At 48.8% G+C, this 24,599-nt stretch carries 21 protein-coding genes; 18 read left to right on the top strand and 3 right to left on the bottom strand.

What is annotated here, in order from left to right:
* The first annotated feature begins 20 nt into the window (after positions 1-20).
* The 11 genes from PTQ21_RS00810 (at position 21) to PTQ21_RS00760 (ending at position 13,020) form a co-directional block, all read left to right on the top strand.
* Positions 21-2,222, top strand: coding sequence for an alpha-L-rhamnosidase-related protein (locus PTQ21_RS00810; protein ID WP_274568531.1), 2,202 nt, complete (start codon positions 21-23; stop codon positions 2,220-2,222).
* Between the two features lie 18 nt (positions 2,223-2,240).
* Positions 2,241-2,930: a beta-phosphoglucomutase gene (pgmB, locus tag PTQ21_RS00805; RefSeq protein ID WP_072735563.1), complete on the top strand. Its 690-nt coding sequence runs from the start codon at positions 2,241-2,243 to the stop codon at positions 2,928-2,930.
* Between the two features lie 21 nt (positions 2,931-2,951).
* Complete coding sequence (locus PTQ21_RS00800) at positions 2,952-4,595, top strand: glycoside hydrolase family 13 protein (RefSeq protein ID WP_274568529.1); 1,644 nt, start codon at positions 2,952-2,954, stop codon at positions 4,593-4,595.
* 140 nt (positions 4,596-4,735) lie between these two features.
* A complete protein-coding gene (gene kduI / locus PTQ21_RS00795; RefSeq protein ID WP_063566631.1) occupies positions 4,736-5,575 on the top strand; it encodes a 5-dehydro-4-deoxy-D-glucuronate isomerase in 840 nt (279 codons plus the stop codon).
* A 37-nt stretch (positions 5,576-5,612) separates the two neighbouring features.
* Complete coding sequence (locus tag PTQ21_RS00790) at positions 5,613-6,371, top strand: DeoR/GlpR family DNA-binding transcription regulator (RefSeq protein WP_177031288.1); 759 nt, start codon at positions 5,613-5,615, stop codon at positions 6,369-6,371.
* An 81-nt stretch (positions 6,372-6,452) separates the two neighbouring features.
* The gene (gene kduD, locus PTQ21_RS00785; protein WP_090811430.1) at positions 6,453-7,205 is read left to right on the top strand and encodes a 2-dehydro-3-deoxy-D-gluconate 5-dehydrogenase KduD; all 753 of its coding nucleotides are present in this window, start codon (positions 6,453-6,455) and stop codon (positions 7,203-7,205) included.
* A gap of 34 nt (positions 7,206-7,239) precedes the next feature.
* On the top strand, positions 7,240-8,085 hold the full coding sequence (locus PTQ21_RS00780; protein WP_274568527.1) for a sugar phosphate isomerase/epimerase family protein: 846 nt from the start codon (positions 7,240-7,242) through the stop codon (positions 8,083-8,085).
* Positions 8,064-8,291: a hypothetical protein gene (locus PTQ21_RS00775; RefSeq protein ID WP_274570598.1), complete on the top strand. Its 228-nt coding sequence runs from the start codon at positions 8,064-8,066 to the stop codon at positions 8,289-8,291. The genes PTQ21_RS00780 and PTQ21_RS00775 overlap by 22 nt, the downstream gene beginning before the upstream one ends.
* 40 nt (positions 8,292-8,331) lie before the next feature.
* Complete coding sequence (locus PTQ21_RS00770; protein WP_063566572.1) at positions 8,332-9,639, top strand: homocysteine synthase; 1,308 nt, start codon at positions 8,332-8,334, stop codon at positions 9,637-9,639.
* 371 nt (positions 9,640-10,010) lie between these two features.
* Positions 10,011-12,023: a heavy metal translocating P-type ATPase gene (locus tag PTQ21_RS00765; RefSeq protein WP_274568526.1), complete on the top strand. Its 2,013-nt coding sequence runs from the start codon at positions 10,011-10,013 to the stop codon at positions 12,021-12,023.
* A gap of 181 nt (positions 12,024-12,204) precedes the next feature.
* Entirely contained in the window at positions 12,205-13,020 is an 816-nt protein-coding gene (locus PTQ21_RS00760; protein ID WP_274568525.1) for an alpha/beta fold hydrolase, read from the top strand.
* A 154-nt stretch (positions 13,021-13,174) separates the two neighbouring features.
* Here PTQ21_RS00760 and PTQ21_RS00755 read toward each other — a convergent pair whose 3' ends face one another.
* Positions 13,175-13,906 (bottom strand): ZIP family metal transporter, encoded by a 732-nt coding sequence (locus tag PTQ21_RS00755; RefSeq protein WP_053779008.1) that lies wholly within the window; start codon positions 13,904-13,906, stop codon positions 13,175-13,177.
* Positions 13,907-14,159: 253 nt separating this feature from the next.
* On the opposite strand from PTQ21_RS00755, the gene trxB reads away from it, so the two are divergent.
* Positions 14,160-15,101 carry a thioredoxin-disulfide reductase gene (gene trxB / locus PTQ21_RS00750; RefSeq protein ID WP_063566574.1) on the top strand — a complete coding sequence of 314 codons (942 nt, stop codon included), beginning with the start codon at positions 14,160-14,162 and terminating at the stop codon, positions 15,099-15,101.
* A 60-nt stretch (positions 15,102-15,161) separates the two neighbouring features.
* On the top strand, positions 15,162-15,392 hold the full coding sequence (locus PTQ21_RS00745) for a glutaredoxin family protein (RefSeq protein ID WP_024631391.1): 231 nt from the start codon (positions 15,162-15,164) through the stop codon (positions 15,390-15,392).
* A 219-nt stretch (positions 15,393-15,611) separates the two neighbouring features.
* Here PTQ21_RS00745 and PTQ21_RS00740 read toward each other — a convergent pair whose 3' ends face one another.
* Together PTQ21_RS00740 and PTQ21_RS00735 are read right to left on the bottom strand one after the other, a co-directional pair.
* Positions 15,612-15,809 carry a hypothetical protein gene (locus tag PTQ21_RS00740; protein ID WP_053779005.1) on the bottom strand — a complete coding sequence of 66 codons (198 nt, stop codon included), beginning with the start codon at positions 15,807-15,809 and terminating at the stop codon, positions 15,612-15,614.
* A 145-nt stretch (positions 15,810-15,954) separates the two neighbouring features.
* Positions 15,955-17,121: an ROK family protein gene (locus PTQ21_RS00735; RefSeq protein WP_274570426.1), complete on the bottom strand. Its 1,167-nt coding sequence runs from the start codon at positions 17,119-17,121 to the stop codon at positions 15,955-15,957.
* A 200-nt stretch (positions 17,122-17,321) separates the two neighbouring features.
* On the opposite strand from PTQ21_RS00735, the gene xylA reads away from it, so the two are divergent.
* The 5 genes from xylA to PTQ21_RS00710 all read left to right on the top strand — a co-directional run bounded on the left by xylA (position 17,322) and on the right by PTQ21_RS00710 (position 24,520).
* On the top strand, positions 17,322-18,638 hold the full coding sequence (gene xylA, locus PTQ21_RS00730; protein ID WP_063566575.1) for a xylose isomerase: 1,317 nt from the start codon (positions 17,322-17,324) through the stop codon (positions 18,636-18,638).
* Positions 18,639-19,163: 525 nt separating this feature from the next.
* Complete coding sequence (gene xylB, locus PTQ21_RS00725) at positions 19,164-20,657, top strand: xylulokinase (RefSeq protein WP_274568522.1); 1,494 nt, start codon at positions 19,164-19,166, stop codon at positions 20,655-20,657.
* Positions 20,658-20,949: 292 nt separating this feature from the next.
* Positions 20,950-21,666: a glycosyltransferase gene (locus PTQ21_RS00720; RefSeq protein WP_274568521.1), complete on the top strand. Its 717-nt coding sequence runs from the start codon at positions 20,950-20,952 to the stop codon at positions 21,664-21,666.
* A gap of 19 nt (positions 21,667-21,685) precedes the next feature.
* A complete protein-coding gene (locus PTQ21_RS00715; RefSeq protein WP_063566577.1) occupies positions 21,686-23,653 on the top strand; it encodes a glycosyltransferase in 1,968 nt (655 codons plus the stop codon).
* Between the two features lie 234 nt (positions 23,654-23,887).
* Positions 23,888-24,520, top strand: a complete 633-nt coding sequence (locus PTQ21_RS00710; RefSeq protein WP_063566578.1) for a bifunctional 4-hydroxy-2-oxoglutarate aldolase/2-dehydro-3-deoxy-phosphogluconate aldolase — start codon at positions 23,888-23,890, stop codon at positions 24,518-24,520.
* The last annotated feature ends 79 nt before the right edge of the window (positions 24,521-24,599 follow it).

Raw genomic sequence — 24,599 nt, 5'->3', positions numbered from 1 at the left:
AACCGCAGAGGAGGACTATCATGGCCACATTAACAAGCAGACATCCTTTTAATTTGTATTATAACGCAGGTGAATATGTAAAGATTTGCGGTACCCAGGACGGATACTTTCCCGACTTTGGGCATCATATGGCTAACGAAATGGGCGGTGTATGGCTGCATCCGATCAAGCTGCTGGACGGCTTCTGGCTGAAGGTAACCGATCTGGATCGCAACATTGCGGTATGGGCAAGGGCAGACGGATTCACAAGTGAATCCTGGGGCGGAAGCCGGTTCGATTATGATCACGGATTGAGCCACATTCCGGTATCCATTGAACGCAACCAGTTTGCCCCCGATTATGAAAAAGGCATGGTCGCAGAGTATGAGATCAGCGCTTACGGCAAAGGAACAACCCGGCTCAAGCTGGAGCTGCTGTCACGTACCGATCTCCGTCCAGTGTGGTATTCCGATGAGATCGGAATTATCCCAGGAGCGGGTGAAACGGCAGAAGCTATTTCTTCGCGCAAAGTCATCGTCAAAGATGATGCCCAAGACTGGTATGCCATGATTGGAAGTGACCTGCCTGGAACGGTAATGACGGTTGGTCCTGAGATTTACGGACCAGAACTGACGGCAGGCAAGGGCACAGGCATTTCTTTTGTAACCGAATGCACGCTGGAGGAGAAGGATGTGTTCCGCTTCCGGTTATTTGTTGCCGGTTCGGAGTCGTCCCGTGAAGCCTGTGAGCAGACTTATGCAGTCATCGAACGTAACTACGTCAGCTTGAAAGAGCAGAAGCAGCAACTCTACGACCAGTTGGATCAGCGCGCAGTGCTGACCATTGAAGGCGAGGATGAGCTGAACGAGCAATTTGCCTGGGTGAAGCGTAATAATCAGTGGCTGGTGCAGCAAGTAGACGGCATTGGTCGTGGATTGACGGCAGGTGGACCCACGTATCCGTGGTGGTTCGGCTGTGACAGTACGTATGCGCTTCAGGGTGTGCTTGCTACGGGAGACCATCAACTGGTGCGGGATACGCTGAATTTGTTGCTGGAGAAATCCAAGGAAGCAAACGGTAATGGACGTTTTGTGCATGAAGTGACCACGATAGGAGCCGTGTCTAATCGCGGCAACACGCAGGAGACGGCACACTATATCGCCTTTGTATGGGAAATGTTCCTGTGGACCGGAGATGGTGCACTTCTGCGCGAGCATTATGACTATTGTGTTCAGGGAATCGACTGGCTGCTGGGTGAGATGGACCCGGACGGAGACCTGTTCCCTTCCGGTTACGGCATCATCGAGATTGCCGGATTGAATATGGAGCTTATTGATAGTGCCGTATATACAGCCAAGGCTCTTCAGGCGCTGGAGCATATGAGTCTCTATTTGGGTGAAACGAAGCGGCATCAGACATATCAAAAACTGGCTGAAAGAGCGGTACGCGCAGTGAATGATGTGTATTGGTCTGAAAAAGACAGCCTCTATGCGGATGCCGTTGCACCTGTTTCTGATATTGTGCCCAAGGTGGATTACATGGTTTCTCTCGCTGAAAAGCAAGGGATCACAGACTACCGGGAGTACGTGGAAGGATTGCTTGCCGATGCAGGTGAGGATCAGAAAGATCGCGGTTGGCTGCTGAACAAAAACTGGGTCATTGTCACCCCGATGGAAGCAGGAATTGCCGATCAGGACAAAGCACAGCGTGCTCTGGAAGCGATGCGAAACCGTGACTTCATTGGTGAATACGGTACTTATCTTGCGGCCATGTATCAACAAGGCACGATGACAATCTCTACCGGAGCACATGCGGTTGCAGAAGCGGCGTACGGACATCCGGATCACGCACTGGATTTACTGCGTCGGATGGGGAAAAGCTTCTCACGTGTAGTGCCAGGTTCTTTCTCGGAGATGTCCCCGGACTACGGCTGTGTAGTGCAGGCGTGGACCATCTATGCACTGGCTGTACCAGTCGTACGACATTTCTTCGGCGTTCAACCGGAAGCACAGCATCGCCGTGTAACCTTATCACCTAATATGCCGCAGGCATGGGATACCAAAACATGCAGTCTGGAGCACCTGATGGTAGGCGATGCGGAGTTCGATATTCATTTTGAATCCCGTGAGGGCAAACGTTATGCGAGCATTTCCAACGCATCGGGCTGGACGGTCGTTCTGGACTGGAAGGGCGAAAGACGGGAAAGCAACGAGAAACGAATCGAATGGCAACTAGAGCAATGACATGGGGAGGAACGGGTAATGAAAGGGAACGGAGCACTTCAAGCCGTTATTTTTGATTTGGATGGTGTCATTACTGACACGGCGGAGTACCATTATGTAGCGTGGAAGAAGCTGGGGGAATCGCTGGATATTCCGTTTGATCGGGAGTTCAACGAGCAGTTAAAGGGCATTAGCCGTGGGGAGTCACTGGCGCGCATTTTACGTCTGGGTGGCAAGGAAGAGGCGTTTTCGGCTGAGGAAAAGGAAGAATTCGCACAGCGTAAAAACGAACATTACGTCTCGTTGCTGGACTCGCTGACACCGGAGCATACCTACCCTGGAATTCGGGAATTGCTGCTTGAGCTGCAAGCTTCAGGCATTCCTGCGGTGATCGCCTCGGCCAGTAAAAATGCCCCTCAAATTCTGAAGGCGCTAGAGTTGGACTCGCTGTTCCGCTTTGTGGTACATCCGGATTCCGTACCAAACGGCAAGCCAGCACCTGATCTATTCCTGCGCGGAGCGGAAGAAGTGGGTGCTGACGTTAAAGCCTGCATCGGCATCGAGGATGCGCAGGCGGGTATTGAGGCCATCAAATCCGCAGGCATGATCGCCGTGGGTATTGGTGAAGAAGCTGTACTTAAAGGTTCCGGAGCGGACGTGGTGCTGAAAGATACTACACAGCTCACGCTGTCCTTCCTGGAGCGTACGTTGCAGGAGCACAGCCATTAAGCAGAAAAGGGGAGATGCAGCATGAACCGGGCATGGTGGAAAGAAGCCGTGGTATATCAGGTCTACTGGCGGAGCTTCCTGGATGCGAATAGGGACGGCATCGGGGATTTGGAGGGCTTGATGCTCAAGCTCGACTATATCAAAAGTCTGGGTATTGATGTCATCTGGCTTAATCCCATTTATGAATCGCCGGATAAAGATAACGGATATGACATAGCGGATTATTACCGCATCATGGCGAAAGCCGGAACGATGGAGCAGTTCAAGCAATTGCTGGACAAGGTCCATGAACTGGGCATGAAGCTCATTATGGATCTGGTGGTCAATCATACATCAGAGCAGCATGCATGGTTTGAAGAATCACGTTCATCCGTCGATAATCCGAAACGCGACTGGTATATATGGAAGCCGGGGAAACAGGATAGCCCGCCGAACAACTGGCGCTCCTATTTTGAACCGTCGACCTGGACCTACGACGAGCGGACGGGAGAGTATTATTTCCACTCCTTTGCCAAGGAGCAGCCTGATCTGAATTGGGAAAATCCCGAGCTGCGTCAGGAAATTTACCGGATGATGCGTTTCTGGCTAGATCAGGGTATTGACGGCTTCCGCATGGATGTTATTAATCTGCTCGCTAAGCTGGAAGGTTTCCCGGATGCGGAGCACCCGGAGAACATTGATTATCTGGGCAATAATCCGGGCATTCATGAATATTTGCAGGAAATGAATCGGGAGGTTCTCCAGCATTATGACATCATGACTGTAGGAGAAATTCCGTTTGTCACACCAGAGGATGGCCTTCTGTATGTGGGGGATAACCGGAAAGAGCTGCATACGTTATTTCATTTCCAGGTGGCGGATGACATGCCTACATGGGATCTGACACGGTACAAGGAAATTCAGGAGAGCTGGTATGAAGCGTTCCGACATGAAGGTTGGAACTCCCAGTTCCTGAACAATCACGATCACACCCGGCAGGTTTCGAGGTACGGCAATGATGGACAATACCGTGTGCAATCCGCCAAACAACTGGCGACCATGATTCATACCCTTCCGGGAACACCGTATGTATTCCAGGGAGAGGAGATCGGCATGACGGGTGTCCGGTTCTCTTCCATTGATGAATATCACGATATTGCAATGAAGAACAAATATAAAGAAGAAATCGGTAAAGGCCGTGCGCCAGATGAAGTGCTCCACAGTCTTCAGCCGCTGAGCCGGGATAATTCCCGCACGCCAATGCAGTGGGACAGCAGCAAGCACGCCGGGTTTACCGAAGGGCAGCCGTGGATGAAGGTGAATCCCAACTATGAAGAGATTAATGTGGAGCGGGATTTGGCTGCGCAGGACTCCATATTTGCATATTACCAGCAGCTGATTGCCCTGCGTAAAACACACGCGGTTATGGTCTATGGAGATTATAGTGACCAATCGGCAGGGGAAGAGCATGTATATGCATATAGCCGCAGTCTGGATGGAGAGACATGGCTTGTCATTCTCAATCACTCGGACCGGGAGCAGTCCTATCGTCTGCCTGCTTCATTCGCTGATCGAGCGACGAATGCCCGCTTGATCATTGGCAATCTGGATCGGTCAACCTCCGATGAGGTTAGAAACGGCACCGTTCGTTTGCGTCCTTATGAGGCGCTCATTTACTCCTTATAATACATCGCAAGATCAGCAGAGCCTGGCGGGGATTTTCCCGTCGGGTTCTTTTTTATAAAAAAAGGTACACAAAAGATACATAATGAACTAAAATAAACTTATATGAACATTATCTGACTAACGAAAGGAATGGATTAATGATGCAAAACCGTTATGCTGCACACCCAAATGAAGTGAAAAACTATGATACCTCCCGTCTGCGCGAGGAATTTCTGATGGAGCAATTGTTTGCCACAGATGAGTTGGTAACCGTTTACTCTCATGTAGATCGTTATATTGTAGGAACGGCTGTACCTCAAAGCAAGGATATCGCACTTGAAGTGAATCTGAAGGATATCGGAACGAACTTTTTCCTAGAGCGTCGTGAAATCGGTATCATTAATGTTGGAGGCCATGGAACCGTGACAGCTGACGGTCAAGGCTACGAGATTGGTGCGAAAGAATGCCTGTACATCGGCAGAGGTGTAAAAGAAGTCGTGTTCAAGAGCAGCGGCAAGGATCAGCCGGCTCAGTTTTATTTTGTATCCACACCGGCTCACCACACATATCCAACAGTAAAAGCAACGCAAGAACAAGCTCAGCCGAACCACCTCGGCAGCATCGAAAGCTCGAATGAACGGACGATCTATCGCTATATCCATCAGGGAGAAGGCGGGATTCAGAGCTGTCAGCTGGTGATGGGCATTACGGAACTCGACAAGGGTAACATGTGGAATACGATGCCTGCACATACCCACAACCGCCGTTCCGAAGTATACTTGTATTTCAACCTGCCGGAAGATGGCGTCGTATTCCATATGATGGGCGAGCCAAATGAAACACGGCATCTGGTTGTACGTGACCGTCAGGCCATCATCTCTCCAAGCTGGTCTGTCCACAGTGGTGTCGGTACGAGCAGCTATACCTTCTGCTGGGCAATGGCTGGGGAAAACCAGACGTTCGAGGATATGGACGGCGTGGCGATGAAAGACCTGAAATAGGCGCGTAAATTCCAAAGAAACAGGAAGTTGATCTGTGATGAATCCATTGAAAAGACATGAAAAAATTATGGAGGCTCTGCTGGAGCGGCAGGAAGTCACCGTGAGTGATCTGAGTGAACTGCTGCAGGTGACGGGCAAGACCGTACGGGAGGATCTCGATAAGCTGGAAGGTATGGGATTGCTCGTACGTGTCCATGGGGGTGCGATGCTGGCTCAGAACGACCAGTACGGCATCCTCACGAGTCGTGGGGCTACGGAAAAGCATCATTCGGAAAAAACGGAGATTGCTGAGCGAGCCCTTGCTTATATCCGGCCAGGAGATATTGTTGCGCTGGACGGCGGAAGCACCACGTTGGAGATGGCGAAGCGTATGGACAATCAGTCCATTACGGTGGTTACCAATGATCTGTTCATCATTGCTGAGCTGACCAAAAAGGAGCAGGTGCGACTGGTTGTGCCCGGTGGGGCAAGAGTCCGCAATATGCTGGTGGGAGACGATACGGCGGCCTTCATTTCCGGTCTCAACATTCATAAAGCGTTTATCTCAACGACGGCACTTCATCCGGAATTTGGACTTTCCATATATACAGGAGATCTGGTGCCGCTAAAAAAAGCAATGATCTCTGCTTCTCAGCAGGTCTATGGCGTCGTGGATCATTATAAATTCGGACAATTTGCCCTTCGGACCTTTGCACACTGTTCGGAGCTGGACTGTATCATCAGCGATAGTCGCTTGGATGAGGAGACAGCAGCCCTATACAGACAAAATGGCATCGAAGTGGATTATCAGAGCTGACCTTCAGTTCCACAGTGGATACGTGACTGCCGAGACTGAAGACACGGTTTGCAACCCAATAACCATGCGGAGGAATCATTCATGAATCCATTTGATTTAAGCGGACAAGTTGCACTTGTCACTGGTACGTCAGGAGGACTGGGGCAAGGAATGGCGATTGGCCTTGCTGAAGCCGGCGCGGATGTTGTGCTGGTTTCCTACTCCAATCCATCGAAAACAGCGCGTGCTATTGAGGCTCTCGGACGTAAAGCGTATGTGATTGAAGCTGATTTGAGCCGTGAGGACGAATTGACCGGGGTGTTTGAAAAGGCATTAGCCTTTCAAGGGAGAATTGATATTCTGGTCAACAATGCAGGAATTATTCGTCGCACACCTGCAGCCGATCACGGTCAACAGGACTGGCATGATGTCATTGGTCTTAACCTGAACACGGTATTTTTCCTGAGCCAGTTGGCTGGCAGACATATGATTGAACGGGGAAGTGGCAAGATCATTAACATTGCATCCATGCTATCTTATCAGGGTGGAATTAATGTACCGGGATACACGGCCAGTAAACATGGGGTAGCCGGTTTAACGAAAGCACTCGCGAATGAATGGGCAGGCAAAGGTGTTCAAATCAACGGGATTGCACCAGGCTATATGGAAACAGACAATACAACTCAGATTCGCGCCGATGAAAATCGGTACCGTGACATCACGGCACGGATTCCGGCTGGACGCTGGGGAACACCTGAGGATCTGAAAGGTCCGGTTGTTTTCCTGGCATCGGCGGCTTCGGATTATTTGAATGGTCACGTACTGAATGTGGATGGCGGCTGGATGGCTCGTTAACGCTGTCAGCGATCGATGCAAAGGAGGCAATGACATGAAACTTGGTATTCTTGCGCATACGTTTGGTAAACAGCCTACAGCACAGCTTGCACAGACCATCGCAGATAACGGATTTAATTCGGTCCAGCTGGCATTAGCCAAGGCCTTGTCGGATGTGGACTCGGCCAACGGCAAGCTGAGCCCTGGACTGGCGAATGAGATCGGAGATCAATTTGCACAGCGCGGAGTCAAGATTGCGGTACTAGGTTGCTACATTAACCCGATTGATCCTGATCCTGTGGCTCGTCGTGCAGACATTGAACGATTCAAGGAGCATCTGCGTTATGCCCGGGATTTCGGTTGCAGCATGGTGGCAACGGAGACAGGGGGCCTGGATACGTATCGCGACACTCATCCGGATGCATATGAAGAAAAGGCATGGACGGTGCTGCGGGAGACGGTAGAGGAACTGGCGGAAGAGGCGGAAAAGTGGGGCGTTCATGCGGCGATTGAGCCAGTATCTACCCATACGCTTCATACACGTGAACATATGATCCGTCTGTTTGAAGAAATTCCTTCATCCAATCTGGGCATGCTGTTCGATCCTTGTAATCTGATCAAACAACCTCATGTGGCTGACCAGTCTGCATTCCTGCGTGAAGTGATGGAAACGCTGTATCAGCGTATCATTGTCATTCATGCCAAAGATGTGGCTTTCAATGCGCAGGGTGAAAAGTTCAATCCGGTGCCGGGTGAGGGCATTCTGGATTATCCGTTATTTTTTGAACTATTGAAGACCTATAAACCACACATCGATATTTCACTAGAAGGGGTAACGGCGGAAGAAGCTGTCCTAGCGGCCAAGCATTTACGTGAGATATGGAGTGGCGTTCGGGTATAAACGGTATAAAATCACGCAGAATTTCAGCAGGTGATGGTTGGAAAAAATCCGGAAAACCTTTGCGGGAGCAAAGGTTTTTTTGGTGTAGCAGTCTTACTGATACATATTTAATATTTCTCATCGGAAAAATCGGAAATATTTCTTTTCAAAAGCGACATCTTGTGAGAGAATATGGAAAACATACGCCACCATGTCATGACATCTAGGGATTTGCCAAACGTATAAGTTAAGGGAGGAAACAGATTTATGTCAAACGAACGTGAGCTTTCATTTGAAACATTGGCAATTCATGCCGGCCAGGAGATTGATCCGACCACCCATGCACGTGCAGTACCGTTGTACCAAACAACATCCTACGGATTCCGTGATACGGAGCATGCAGCCAATCTGTTTGGATTGAAAGAGTTTGGCAATATCTATACACGTCTGATGAATCCGACCACGGATGTGTTCGAACAACGTATTGCTGCACTTGAGGGAGGCGCGGGTGCACTGGCTACGGCTTCCGGTCAGGCAGCGATTACGTTCTCCCTCTTAAACATCGCAGGTGCGGGAGATGAGATTGTTTCCGCAGCGAGTCTGTATGGAGGAACGTACAATCTGTTCTCAACCACACTACCGAAACTTGGCCTAGATGTAAAGTTTGTAGATTCCAGTGATCCTGAAAATTTCCGGGCGGCGATTACGGACAAAACCAAAGCATTGTACGCTGAAACGATCGGTAATCCGCAAGGCAACGTACTGGATATTGAAGCTGTGGCAGCTATCGCCCATGAACATGGCATTCCTTTGATTGTAGACAATACATTCCCAAGTCCATATCTGCTTCGTCCAATCGAGCATGGAGCTGATATTGTCGTTCATTCGGCTACCAAATTTATTGGCGGTCACGGTACTTCCATTGGTGGAGTTATTGTGGACAGCGGCAAATTCGACTGGAAAGCGAGTGGCAAGTTCCCGGGACTGACAGAACCGGATTCCAGCTATCATGGTGTCGTATATACAGAAGCGGTTGGACCGATTGCTTATATTATCAAAGCTCGTGTACAATTGCTGCGTGACTTTGGTGCTACGATCTCACCTTTCAATTCATGGTTGCTCATTCAAGGGCTGGAGACACTGCATCTGCGTGTAGAACGTCATAGCAGCAACGCACTGGCTGTGGCGCAATATCTGGAGAAACATGAGGATGTGGAATGGGTAAGCTACGCAGGTTTGCCGAGTCACCCTTCCTATGAACTGGCACAGAAGTATTTGCCGAAAGGCCAGGGAGCCATTCTGACCTTTGGTATCAAAGGCGGAGTGGATGCAGGACGCAAACTGATTGAAAATGTGAAGCTGTTCTCTCACCTTGCCAACGTAGGTGACTCCAAGTCACTGATCATTCATCCGGCAAGTACGACGCATCAACAGCTGACAGAAGATGAGCAGACTGCAGCCGGAGTTAATCCTGAGCTGATTCGTCTATCTGTGGGTACAGAGAATATTCAGGATATCCTCTACGATCTGGAGCAAGCCATTAAGGCTAGCCAGCAATCAAGCGTTAGTGTTTAATTCATAACGTGAACAAATTAAATTCATACGAGCCGCTTGTCCTTATGGACGAGTGGCTTTTTTAATTTTACACCGGCTAAGGTGAAAAACCCATTTACAAATGCAAAGCACAGGCATATAATGAATCAAAAGTTGTATTGGGTAAAAATAATTGCATAAGCACAAAAATGATTATCATTCTCATTCAAAATGATTTGAAAATCATTCGACAACCATTCAATAACCATGCTGCTGCGGGATTCCCGCAGCAGCATGTGTCATTTTTAGGGTATTAACAATGGCTCTCATTCTCAATACGACTTCAATACACGGGACATGGATGCAGCAAAATGCACTCCACAACCCGACATTCAGAAAGGATTGTGATTCATATGCAAGCGATACACCAACCCATTCAAACCCAAGCAAAAGCTGAACAGCGTTCAGCCAATACACCTGGTCCAGGCCGAGGGCGCAAACCAGACTTTCGGGCTATGCTGCGCAACAGGGAAATGCAAGCTGCTCTGGGCAGTGGACTTTTGATGCTTATTGCCTGGGCGACGGCATCATGGTCTAACCCGTTATCTGTACTGCTATATATTGTTGCTTATGCCATAGGTGGATGGACCAAAGCCAAAGAAGGCATAGAGACACTGGTCAAGGATCGTGATCTCGATGTAAATCTGCTCATGATTGCAGCATCATTGGGAGCGGCAGCCATCGGCTACTGGAATGAAGGCGCCATGCTGATCTTTATTTTTGCGTTAAGTGGTGCACTGGAAAGCTATGCAACGGAGCGCAGTCACAAGGATATTTCATCACTGCTGGCGCTCAAACCGGAAACGGCGCTGCGTATTGAGGACGGTAAAATGAATCGTGTATCCATCGATGATTTGCAGCCGGGGGATCTGTTGCTGGTGAAGCCGGGCGAACTGGTTCCGGCGGATGGTGTTGTGTACCGAGGCAGCTCTTTTATCAATCAGGCCTCGATTACAGGGGAATCCTTACCCGTAGACAAAATTGCTGGTGACGAAGTATTTGCAGGTACTGTGAACGGTGAAGGTGCATTATATGTGGAGGTGACCAAATCCGCTGAAGGATCGTTGTTTGGCAAAATCATTAAACTGGTGGAAGAAGCGCAGACGGAAGTGCCGGATTCCCAACGCTTTATTGAGCGATTCGAGGGAATATACGCCCGTATTGTTGTCGCCGTAACGGTACTGGTTATTGCGGGAACACCTCTATTGCTTGGTTGGACGTGGAATGAGGCGTTTTACAAAGCAATGGTCTTTCTGGTTGTAGCTTCACCTTGTGCCCTGGTTTCTTCCATTATGCCGGTCATGTTATCAGCGATGTCCAGCAGTGCACGTCGCGGTATTCTTTTCAAAGGTGGCGCTCATGTGGAGAACATGGCCCAGACCCGGGTGGTTGCTTTTGATAAAACAGGAACATTGACGATGGGTACACCACAGGTGACCGATATTATAACGGCAGACGGATATGACCGTACACAGTTGTTGGGAGCGGTAGCTGCCATTGAGAACCTTTCGATGCACCCACTGGCTCGGGCTATTGTGGAGCAGGCAAGCAAGGAGGACATCAACCTCCCGATCGCTGAACAGGTTCAAGCTCTGACGGGCTGGGGGATTGAAGGGAAAGTAGACGGCGTTCTCTGGAAAATTGGGAAAACGGATGAGTTGGATACGCATCATATCACTGAGGTAAATAACGCAAATGATACAGAGAAGCAATTTATTGCTTCTAATATGGACGATCTTGCTGTGTGGTATGGCATACGTGCCCAACTTGAGGGAGAAGGAAAGACCGTGTCTGCCATAACAGCGAACGGGCAAATGGCCGGATTGATCGCGATGAGGGACACCGTGCGCCCACAAGCGGTTGCAGCGGTGAAAATGCTGGAAGCGATGGGTGTGAAAGTGACTATGCTGACAGGTGATCGTCCCGAATCGGCAGCAGTGATCGCCCGTGAGACAGGTGTAAGCCTGGTATACGCAGGTTTGTTACCCGAAGATAAAGTGAAGCAGGTGCATCTGCTTCGCGAACAGTACGGGCAAGTGTTGATGGTTGGGGATGGTGTGAATGATGCGCCTGCACTTGCAGCGGCAACGGTTGGCATGGGCATGGGTGTATCAGGCAGTGGCACTGCACTGGAAGTAGCGGATGTTGTACTGATGAATGACAATATTGAAGAAATCGCCTGGGTAATCAGGCAGGCACGTCGGGCGCAGCGGACGGTGAAGCAGAATATGTTTTTTGCCATCACGGTAATTCTGGCTCTAATCGCGGGTAACTTCTTACAAGATGTTGCATTACCATTGGGTGTGGTAGGCCATGAAGGCAGCACGATCCTGGTTATTCTGAATGGACTAAGACTCCTGCGATAACGATATCCAATTGAAAAAAACGGCGTTTGAACCTTGGGTCAGCGGGTAATGAATCGAAGAGACGATTCCAGAGGAACGTTCTACATGGAATATGACTAAGGGAACGTTGTTATTGATACATTACCATGCAGTGCGGCAATTTGCCGCTGCAACGATATGACAATAAAGGGAGCTGTGAAATATGGGACGTTACGTACAAGTGGAACCGAATGTGAGTATATTTGTTGAAGATATTGGTCAAGGAACACCGGTTGTCTTTTTGCACGGCTGGCCAGTTAATTATAAAATGTTCGAATATCAATTGAATGTACTGCCCAATCATGGCATTCGTGCCATTGCAATAGATTTCAGAGGTTATGGCAAGTCGGACGCACCATCCACAGGCTATGACTACGACCGGATGGCGGACGATGTTCGTGCCGTGATTGATGATCTGGAGTTGACCGACGTTGTACTTGCAGGTTTCTCCATGGGTGGAGCGATTGCCGTGCATTATATGGCCCGCCATGCGGGACATGGTGTATCCAAGCTGGCGCTATTGTCAGCGGCGGCACCAGTGTTCACGCAGCGTGAGGGTTATCCGTATGGCCTGACTGCAGCGCAGCTTACCGAGCAGATTATTGAGCCGATCTTCGCTGATCGTCCGAAGTTGCTGGAGACGTTTGGCGGCATGTTTTTCGCGAAGCAGCACAGCCAGCCGTTTATGGATTGGTTTCATGCACTCGGTATGGAGGCCTCGTCTTACAGTACGATTAATAGTGCGATTGCCCTGCGGGATGAGGATTTGCGAGGTGACCTGAGTTCGATTCAGGTACCTACAGCCATTTTGCACGGGAAGAAGGATGAGATATGCCCGTTTGAGTTCGCCGAGGAGATGCACAAAGGCATTGCCGGTTCTCAATTGATTGCTTTTGAAGAGAGTGGTCACGGGGCATTCTATGATGAATTGGAAAAATTCAATGCCGAATTGATTCGATTTATCAAATCCGGACTGTGATCGTCAAACGATCTTTACAGATCGTTCCAACTATTTCATTGAATCTTCATTTGTGAACAAAAAAAGAACCTGGAAGTTCAGCGAACCGCTGTCCTTTCAGGTTTTTTGCCGTCCATTCTTGTGTTCATGTGAGGGCTGTTCTTTGTTCTTTCCATTAAAAGAGTTCAGTCAGACCAATCATCGTGATTAGTCCGAGCAAAAAGGAAACCGTTGCCGCCCGTGCATTGCCGTCGCCGTGGCTTTCGGGAATCAATTCCTTGTACACGATGAACATCATCGCACCCGCTGCAAAGGCAAGACCGTAAGGGACCAGACCGGAGACCAGACTACTGAGTGTGTAACCAATCATGGCTGTAACAATTTCAACTGCACCCGTCAGCGTGGCGATACCGAGCGCCTTGAAGCGACCGATGTTCTGATTGACGAGGAAGAGGGCGACCAGGAATCCTTCCGGCGCATTCTGCAATCCAATGGAAAAGGCAATCAGATTGCCAAGTCCTGCGTCACTGCTCGCGTAGCTGACACCTACCGATAGCCCTTCGGGCAGGTTATGCATGGTGATGGCTGCAATGATCATGAAGGCTTTGGCTTCAATTTTAAAAGGCATCTTCTCGGGATTTTCCAGATCCACATGGGGAATCTTCATCTCCAGCACAAGCAGAACCATGCTGCCCAGCATGATACCAAGGGCAAGTACAAACAGATTGGATTGCCCGAGTGCTTCCGGTATGAGATTGTACACCGAGGCAGAGGTCATGATGCCTGCTGCGTAGGCAAGCAAAATATCACGCAGACGGTGGGTTACTTTGCGCATAAATAGAATAGGTATGGCCCCAAGGCCGGTAGACATGGCTGAGATAAAGCTGCCAATGAGTGCATCGTTCATGCTTCCATTTTCCCTCCTGATGAAGACTTCTTCATAATCGCTGCCGAGCATTGACACCGTACATAAAAGAGATCATAATGAACAACAGATTAGAATGATTATAAATTAGAATTCCGTTTCTGCATAGGTTAATTGTCATAACGGGCAGGTCATGTGGACATGATGTAGGCTTTCGTTCTAGTGTATGCAAAAGCCTTTGCTTTTGATGCCGGAGAGCCTGACCTTTTTGCAGAACCCGGGGGAGGAACTATACATGTATAAATCAATTATTATTGGAACAGGCCCTGCAGGGCTGACAGCAGCAATCTATTTGGCACGTGCCAACTTGAGCCCACTCGTTATTGAAGGACCGCAACCTGGTGGTCAATTGACAACAACAACAGAAGTAGAGAACTTCCCAGGTTTCCCTGACGGCATTATGGGTCCTGAACTGATGGACAATATGCGCAAACAAGCAGAACGCTTCGGTGCAGAATTCCGTACAGGCTGGGTAAACAACATCGATATGAGCGAGCGTCCATTCAAAATTCAGGTTGAAGGCATGGGTGAACTCGTATCCGAAACCTTGATCCTGTCTACAGGCGCATCTGCTAAATACCTCGGTATTCCTGGAGAAGAAACGAATGTAGGCCGTGGTGTCAGCACTTGTGCGACATGTGACGGATTCTTCTTCCGCAACAAAGAAATCATCGTTATTGGCGGTGGCGACTCCGCACTGGAGGAAGCGAGCTTCCTGTCCCGTTTCGGTTCCAAAGTAACCTTGGTACACCGTCGTGAAGAACTGCGTGGTTCCAAAATCATGCAGGATCGTGCACGCAGCAACGAGAAAGTGGAGATGGCATTGAACCGTACCCCTCTTGAAGTGCTGGCTGGCGACAACGGCGTAACTGGATTGAAAGTACTGAACAACGAAACAGGTACAGAAGAAATCATTCCTGCTAGCGGTGTATTCGTTGCAATTGGTCACACACCAAACACTGGATTCCTGGGCGGACAGATCACAACCGACGAACACGGTTATATTCTGACTACACCGGGCACATCCGAAACCAATATCCCAGGCGTATTCGCTTGTGGTGATGTGCAGGATACCCGTTACAAACAAGCGATCACAGCAGCAGGTAGTGGATGTATGGCTGCGATGGATACAGAGAAATATATTGAGAGCTTGGAGCACAGCGCAGTAGTTCTGTAAGGGAAGAGCTGTTTTGATCAATAGATTAGTCTATAAAATAACAATATGAGGTGAATAAACATGGAAAACGTAATTGTATACACATCAACCAACTGCCCAAACTGCAAATCGGTAAAAAGCTTCTTGGCTGACAAAGGCATCTCTTATGAAGAGCGTAACATCGAGACAAGCGATGAGTTCGCACAACAAGTATGGGATATGGGCGTACGTGCCGTACCTCTGACTGTCATTGGTGAACACCGTATTCTGGGTATGAACAAAACTCAATTTGCTAAAGCGTTGGACGCTTAATCTATACTGTATAGCTTAAGTTCAAGTCACATGCAGCTATTCCGGTTCGCGCGAGCCGTTTGAATATATATTGGAGAAGCCTTAGTCCGAATCAGGACTGAGGCTTCTTTTATTTGCAATATGAAAAATCCCCTTTCACAGCTACAACAGAGCACATGTTTCATGAACTCTTTTGTGGATGTAAAAAGGGATTTGACGTTAAAATCAATCATATTTTATCTAAAAAAATATACTCATAAAGGTCTGAAATACTACATACACCAGTACGCCTGACAGCATGTACATGAAACCAGCCTTCTTTTTGCTCTGAAACAATCGAAGTATGCCAAGGCTGAACAGCGGCGCAAGCACGATCAGGAACAGGAGTACGGTGACAAACATTTGCGCCGAGATATCTGAAGTATCCACGTAGGTCACGAATTTTCACTCCGTTTCGTCATCGGAATTAACACGGCGACATTCATGCCGCCATGACAAAAATCACATAACCCTATTATACCTCTGGATTTCTTTAACAAAAAGGGAGGAAATGGGGCAAAATGATGTCAATTTTCATTGGTTATTAGACGGACACTCTTATTTTACCTAGAAATTGGGAAATTGCTGAGTAAGCGGCACCCACACGTGTGGACCGACTGCCCAGAGCAGCCCATTCAATCTGCAAACTGCGGCGGTGATAGGGCAACGTGCGTTCCTCCACCACTTGTTTTAGCGCCGTTTCAATCCATGGTCCTGCTTCCGAAAGAGGGCCGCCGATAATGATGCGCTCAGGATTAAAACTGTTGACGATATTGGTGATGCCAACCCCCAGTTTGCGGCCGATTTCCTGGTATAATTTCAATACATCTTCATGGCCTTGCTGTGCATAATCAATCAATTCCCGTGTGGTATGTGCCGGCAAAAGCAACTGATGATCCGGGTGCTCATAAGCTTTCTCCGAAGCATATAACTCCCAGCAGCCACGATTGCCACAGGAGCAAGGTCTGCCCTCTGCTTCAATGGACATATGGCCTGTTTCTCCGGCATATCCCCAGGCACCTTTGTACAGCTCGCCATCCACCATAATGCCTGAACCAATCCCGATGCCTGCACTAATATAGATCAGATGACGTACACCGATACCCGCACCAAAATTCAATTCTCCATGCGCACCTGCATTCGCTTCATTGTCGATTGTGACAGGCAGTTCAAATACTTCTTCCAGCATGGCACGCAGGGGAACCTTCTCCCACCCCAAGTTGGGTGCAAACAGCACCGTCCCTTCCTCGTCCACCATACCCGGCACCCCGATTCCAATGCCAATTACCCCGTGAGGAGAGGCAGGGGCTGCCTGAATCAGACGTTCTGCCGCAAGTTTCAACTGTTCAAATACAGAGGACACATCATGTTGTTCCAGCTTCACGGCGTACTCTGTGATGATATGACCTTCCAGATCGGTGAGCACACCCTTTAAATGGGTCACGCTAAGTTCCAAACCCACGGCATATCCCGATGTACCGCGAAATAGCAACATCAGAGGTTTACGTCCACCGCTGGATTCCCCAGGACCAATTTCCTGCAAGAGTTCATCATTGATCAGATCGGCAACCAAATTGGATACCGTTGCTTTGTTCAGCCCTGTAATCTCGGATACCCGTGCACGGGAGAGGGGGGCATGACGCCGAATCGTATCGAGGACGATCGACTTGTTTATTTTTTTGACCAGCATCTGGTCTCCGGTAATTTTCATATCCATAAAGCACTCCTATTCTTCTATAAAAGGGTTCAGACCCGCAATCCGTAAACAAGCTATTCGACTATTATAGCGTAAACAAACATTCAAAAAACATTTTTATTTTTACTTTGTTTAACCAATAGACAAAGTATAACCGATGTGTTAGGATAACGTTGTAAACGATTACTTTCAAAACTATTGAGGAGGCATTTTACATGGCCTATTTTGAATCCGTTAATAAAATTTCGTTCGAAGGTAAAGATTCCACGAATCCATTTGCTTTTAAACATTATAATCCGGAAGAAGTTGTAGCCGGCAAATCGATGGAAGAGCACTTCCGTTTCGGCATGGCTTACTGGCATACATTAACAGCGGGTGGTAGTGACCCGTTTGGTGCGGAAACTGCTGTTCGTTCTTGGGATAAATACTCCGGTCTGGACCTCGCGAAAGTACGCGTGGAAGCAGCATTTGAATTTTTGGAAAAAATGAATCTCCCGTTCTTCTGTTTCCACGATGTGGACATCGCACCAGAAGGCAACAGCCTGCGTGAGTTCTACAGTAACATCGATACAATCGTTGACCTGATTGAAGGTCACATGAAATCTAGCGGCAAAAAATTGCTCTGGAATACAGCAAACATGTTCTCCAACCCACGCTTCATGTTTGGTGCAGCTTCCACTTGCAACGCAGATGTGTACGCTCATGCTGCAGCGCAAATCAAGAAAGGTCTGGAAGTGGGTAAACGTCTGGGCGCAGAAAACTATGTGTTCTGGGGCGGTCGTGAAGGTTATGACACATTGCTCAACACAGACATGCAACTGGAACAAGACAACATTGCCCGTATGTTCCACATGGCAGTAGACTACGCGAAGGAAATTGGCTTCGATGCACAATTCCTGATCGAGCCTAAACCGAAAGAGCCAACGAAGCACCAATACGACTATGATGCAGCAACTTCCATTGCCTTCCTGCAAAAATACGGTTTGGACAAACACTTCAAACTGAACCTGGAAGCTAACCATGCTACACTGGCTGGTCACACATTCGATCACGAGATCCGCGTTGCCCGTACAAACGGCATGCTCGGTTCCCTCGATGCCAACCAAGGCGACATGCTGATCGGTTGGGATACGGATGAGTTCCCGGTTGATATGTACGATGCTACATTGACAATGTACGAAGTATTGAAAAATGGTGGTATCGGACGTGGTGGTGTGAACTTCGACGCCAAAGTACGTCGTGGTTCCTTCGAAGCAGACGATCTGTTCCTGGCACACATCGCTGGTATGGATACGTATGCTAAAGGTCTGAAAGTAGCAGCGAAATTGATTGAAGATCGTGTATTCGATGACTTCATCGAAAAACGTTACAGCAGCTTCAGCGAAGGTATCGGTGCAGATGTGGTTGCAGGTAAAGCAACACTGGCTTCCCTTGCAGAGTACGCACTGAACAACGAAAGCCCACGCAAAAACCAATCCGGACGTCAGGAATTGCTGAGAGCAAAACTCAACCAATACATCCTGGCTGACTAATATCAGTTAGGCTTTTGGTATGGAAGATTGTGAACCAACCATACGTTTTGCCTGTAGTGACGCTTGTGCAGGAGTATAACAAAGTGTGCACGCCAGCATAGCCTAAGCTTGTACCACGGAACGCCTGAACAAGCATGACATTCGGACCGTCCCCGACTTTCCCCTGGGAAGGAGGGGGCGGTTTTTTGATCCTTGAACCGAATGAGTTTCTTGTGCATTATGGTTTGCGTGTCCACTACTAATGACAGATATAGGTCGTAGGCACGATTTTAGCTACAGAAACGAGTACGTTTTACTCGTTTCATATCCATGTGTGTCCATGATTAAGCATGCAGAACGGAGTGAGCAGAAAGGACCCGGAGGAAGCGAAGCGGTCGCATTTATCTCCGGATTTCTCCCATGTAAAAGGGATGAAGGAAATCCGGGGGTAACGGCGATCCAAGGGTTTTCTGATCACGGAGTGACTCTCATGTAAACTTGGATTCTTCGTGGATATAACCTGAGATAAACGAGAGGAGTTAACCCATGAGTTACGTAATTGGTGTCGATCTGGGAACAAGTGCAGTTAAAACGGTGCTGGTTAACCGTGAAGGGAAAGTGGCGTTCGAAGCTTCCGAGGCTTATCCGCTGTACCAGCCCAAAGCTGGGTACAGTGAGCAGAACCCGGAAGATTGGGTAGAGCAAACGATTGTATCGCTGCGCAAATTGCTGGAGGTGTCAGGCGTACATCCTTCGGAAATCGAAGGACTGAGCTTCTCCGGACAGATGCATGGATTGGTGCTGGTGGATGCCGAAGGTAAACCGCTGCGCAATGCAATTCTGTGGAACGATACACGGACAACGGCGCAATGCCGCCGCATTGAGAAGGTGCTGGACGTGAAATTGTTAAGTATTGCCCGCAACCGTGCGCTCGAAGGTTTTACCCTGCCCAAAATCCTGTGGGTACAGGAGAACGAGCCAGAATTGCTGCAACAGTCAGCTCTGTTCCTGTTGCCGAAGGACTATGTGCGGTATCGCCTGACAGGTGATTATGCCATGGATTATTCGGATGCAGCAGGCACATTGCTGCTGGATGTTGCAGGCAAGCAGTGGAGCAAGGAAATTGCAGAAGCTTTTGAGCTGTCGCTCTCCTTGTGCCCACGACTTGTGGAGTCATTTGAAGAAGTGGGCACATTGCTGCCTGAGATTGCGGATCAAACTGGACTTGCAGCCGCAACGAAAGTCTATGCAGGCGGTGCGGATAATGCTTGCGGAGCCATCGGCGCAGGCATTCTGAGTGAAGGACAGACGATGTGCAGCATCGGAACGTCCGGGGTAGTGCTTTCCTATGAAGAGCGTAAAGATCTCGATTTCGAAGGCAAAGTGCACTTTTTTAACCATGGCGAGAAAGATGCCTTCTATATTATGGGAGTAACCCTTGCGGCAGGATACAGCCTGTCCTGGTTCAAGGATACGTTTGCAGCAGACAAATCATTTGATGTGCTCTTGCAGGGCATTGATGCGATTCCAGCGGGAAGCAACGGGTTGCTGTTCACCCCTTATATCGTCGGCGAGCGTACACCGCACCCGGATGCAAACATTCGTGGCAGCTTTATCGGCATGGATGCCGGACATAAGCTGGAGCATTTTGGACGTGCTGTGATGGAGGGCATTACGTTCTCACTGCGTGAGTCCATTGATATTCTGCGTAACGCTGGCAAAACAGTGAATGAAGTTATTTCCATTGGTGGCGGCGCCAAAAATGAAGCCTGGCTGCAAATGCAGGCCGATGTCTTCAATGCAACCATTGTGAAATTGGAAAGTGAACAGGGCCCAGCAATGGGCGCGGCAATGCTGGCGGCTTATGGCTGTGGCTGGTTCCCATCCTTGCAGGAATGTGCAGCAGCATTCATTCGTCCTGCCAAATCCTATGTGCCTAACCCAGAAACGGTTAAGGTGTATGACGGGTTATTTGCACTGTATCAGGATGTCTACGGACAAACACGCAGCTTGAATGACCGTCTGGCAGCATATCGTTGATTATTGTGATCACTTCTATATTGAGATCTCAATAGGTCATTAACTATTAAACCAATGAAATATTCCATTAAGGAGGTACCTGCGAAAGCGGGTGCCTTTTTTGTCGTTGTTCATGAAAGAAGGGCATATCATATTTCAAGATTCCTAAACGTCATGAAAGGTTTCCCTGCCAGACATAACCCTGTTCCAGACGTGCATAGATTAGATATTGAGGTTAATAGAGGTTCAGCCAATTAATCATTCATATCACATCAATTATTACGCGTGACAGACTCAGCCTGGAGGTGGGGAGTTGGAAGATCGTGAAGCAACCACGAGGCCGCATGTCACCTTGTCCATGATTGTTCGCAATGAGGAGCACAGGTATCTCAGACAGGCGTTGGAGACTCACCGGCCGTGGATTGATCGTGCGGTGATCATTGACGACGGAAGTACAGACCATACCGTTGCTTTATGCCAGGAAATGCTGGAGGGAATCCCGCTTACGTTGATTGTGAATCCGGTCTCCCTATTTGCAGATGAGGTGAGTTTACGCAAGCAGCAGTGGGAGACAACAGTGGCTACAGGACCGGAATGGATCTTGAACCTGGACGCGGATGAAATTCTGACAACGGATTTTGGTATTGTACGGAATCAACTGCTGGGTGGAACGGAGGATGCCATTTATTTCAGGTTGTTTGATATGTGGAGCGATACACATTACCGGGAAGACCAATACTGGCAGGCTCATGCGTATTATCGGCCATTTCTGGTCCGATACCGACCGGAATGGAGCTATGAATGGAAGGAAACCCCGCAGCACTGCGGCCGTTTTCCGCTAACGATTCAGCATTTTGCCTATGGATGTCACTCCCCTCGAGTGAAGCACTATGGTTGGGCGCGTGCAGAGGACCGGATTCGTAAATACGAGCGTTATCAAGCACTGGACCCGGATGCGAGATATGGCTGGAAGGAACAGTACGAATCCATTTTGGATGCAGATCCAATACTTCTGGAATGGTCGGAATAAGGGAAGGAGGACAATAGAGTTGAAGAAGGAAAAAGAAAAAGGTAAAGAAGAGCCAAAGGAAAAGATTCTTATCGCAAGCCCTGTTCGGCAGACGGCTGCGGTACTCCGTGAATTTCTCCAGTCCTTGGAATCGCTTGAGAGAACGACGGTAACGACAGACTATCTGTTTGTGGACGACAACGAAGAAGAAGCGGCATCCAATATGCTCCAGGAGTTTGTACTTCGGCATGAAGGCAACCTTTTGGATGCGAATGTAGATGAAACAGATGCCAATCAGGGAAAAGGAATTTACAACAAGGACGAGGGTGGGCACTATTGGCGTGACGAACAGATCTGGCGGGTAGCCGGACTGAAAAATCGTATTTTGGCATATGCCCGTGACCAGAAGTACGATGCCGTGTTCTTGATTGATTCCGATCTCGTCCTGCATCCACGGACATTGGAACAGCTCGTATCGAACAGGAAGGAGATCATCTCCAATATCTTCTGGACTCGATGGCAGCCGGGCACAAGGGAAATGCCACAAGTCTGGTTGCAGGATGAGTACGCCCTGTTTCGCAAGGGAGGCAAACGCAATACAGGGGAGGAAGCAGAGGACGAAGGTACACAGACGGATGCATTCCTGAGGCAATTGCGTACCCCGGGTTGTTATGAAGTGGGTGGACTTGGGGCGTGTACCCTTATTCGCAGGAACGTATTGGAGTCCGGAGTTTCCTATGACCAGATTCCGAATGTATCTTTCTGGGGAGAAGATCGCCATTTTTGCATCCGTGCTCAGGCACTGGGGTTCCGTTTATACGTAGATACACATTTTCCGGCCTATCACATCTACCGACTATCGGAATTGCCCGGAGTAGCTGCTTTTAATCGCAGAGCCATACGCGGAGAGGAATCGATCAGTATTTCGCTGTGTATGATTGTGAAAAATGAAGAGGCTTCCCTCTCCAGATGTCTGGACTCTGTTAATGGGATCGCTGACGAGATTGTAATTGTAGATACGGGTTCGACGGACCAGACGCGTCAGATCGCAGCTCGTTATACGGAACGCATCATTGATTTTGAATGGGTGGATGATTTTGCGGCAGCAAGGAACTTTGCCTTTGAACAAGCAACAAGTGAATATATATTATGGCTGGATGCAGATGATGTGTTTGAACCGGATGACCGGGTGAAGCTCATTGATCTGAAGCGCTCCCTGGACCCTGCTGTGGATAGTGTGACGATGGATTATCATCTGTCCTTTACGGCGGAGGGGAAGGTGGCATATAGTCTGAGGCGGAACCGACTGGTGCGCAGGGATCGGAATTATCGCTGGATTGGTGCCGTGCATGAATATTTGGAAGTGGCCGGTCATCTGCTGCATAGCGACGTGGCAGTCACGCATAAGAAAGATAAGGAATACACGGATCGCAATCTAAAGATTTATCGCAAACGCGAACAGGCAGGGGAGGAGTTCTCTCCGCGTGATTTATATTATTTTGGCAATGAATTGAAAGACCACGGGCATCTTGAAGATGCAGTACAGTACTATGGAAAATTTCTGGACACCGGGCTGGGATGGGTGGAGGATCAGATCGCAGCATGCCAGAAAATAGCTGATTGCGAGGTATCACTTGAACGTTCGGAAAAGGAAGTCTCGGCATTGTTGAGATCCTTTGCCTTTGATTTGCCGAGGGCAGAGATCTGCTGCCGATTGGGTGGATATTTTGCCGACCGTGCCGATTACCGCAAAGCCTTATACTGGTATGAACAGGCGACCCGCGCCGTACGCCCGACCGATCCAATGGTAGTATTGAATGAAGCTGCATGGACATGGATGCCGCATCTACAATTGTGTGTGTGTTATGACCGGATGGGCAATCGGGCAAAAGCCAAAGAGCACAATGACATTGCTTTGATGTACCATCCGACACATCCCAGCATGTTGTATAATGATAAGTATTTTAAGGATCTGGAGAAGGATAATAACGTGCTGGAAAATGCTTAGAGCAAACCTCTCTAATGGAATAAAGTGGATGAATAATCCCTTTCTCCATGGAGAGGTTTTTGTGTTCTTATTTAACTTTATAACGGAGACATTGGTGCACACACTCTCACAAGAAATTGGATCAAATGATTTCATCCAGGGGACGATATGCTTTACAATAGTGACTAACGGAAAAGCGGTGATAACGAATACTTGTCTTCGGCTGCCGAATCTATGAAACAAGGGGAAGTTGGCATGAATCTGACGGAAGTATTATTGGAATCGAGACTGGTGGCTATTGTTCGTGGTATTAGCCGTGAATCTGCTCAGGCAGCAGGGCAGGGAATGACTGATGGTGGAATCCGACTGATGGAAGTGACGCTGAACACACCTGGGGCACACGATATTATTGCAGACTGGCGTGCAAGGCATGAGGGGAAGGCTTATATCGGGGCGGGCACGGTACTCAATGTGCAGATGGCCAAAGAAGCCGTCGCAGCGGGTGCTCAATTTCTCGTGTCTCCGAATGTCGATCTGTCTGTTATTGAATATGCTGTAGAACATGGAGTGGAGATCTGGCCCGGTGCGATGACGCCAACGGAGATTGTGGCTGCCTATGAAGCAGGAGCAAGAGTGGTGAAGCTTTTCCCAATGGCAAGTCTGGGTATTCCGTATTTACGTGAAATTAAGGCTCCACTGAATCATATTCCACTGCTTGCAACAGGAGGAGCCACCCTGGATAACATTGCAGATTATTATGCAGCGGGTGCGGCGGCAGTGGGGCTTGGAAGTGCACTTTTGCCACGAGAAGCACTTGCAGCAGGGAATGATGAGCAGATTGCCGCTTGCACACGTGCATTTGTGGAAATAGCGAAACTCGAGGGTTGAACCAGGAAACCAACAGAAGTGGACCAGACACATCGGGGTATATATAAGGAGAGCTTCTGTACCATTAGATAATATAAGA

Source organism: Paenibacillus marchantiae (assembly GCF_028771845.1).
Taxonomy (GTDB): domain Bacteria; phylum Bacillota; class Bacilli; order Paenibacillales; family Paenibacillaceae; genus Paenibacillus; species Paenibacillus marchantiae.
Note: the sequence above shows the minus strand (reverse complement) of the source record. Positions and strands in the feature narration are given on the sequence as shown.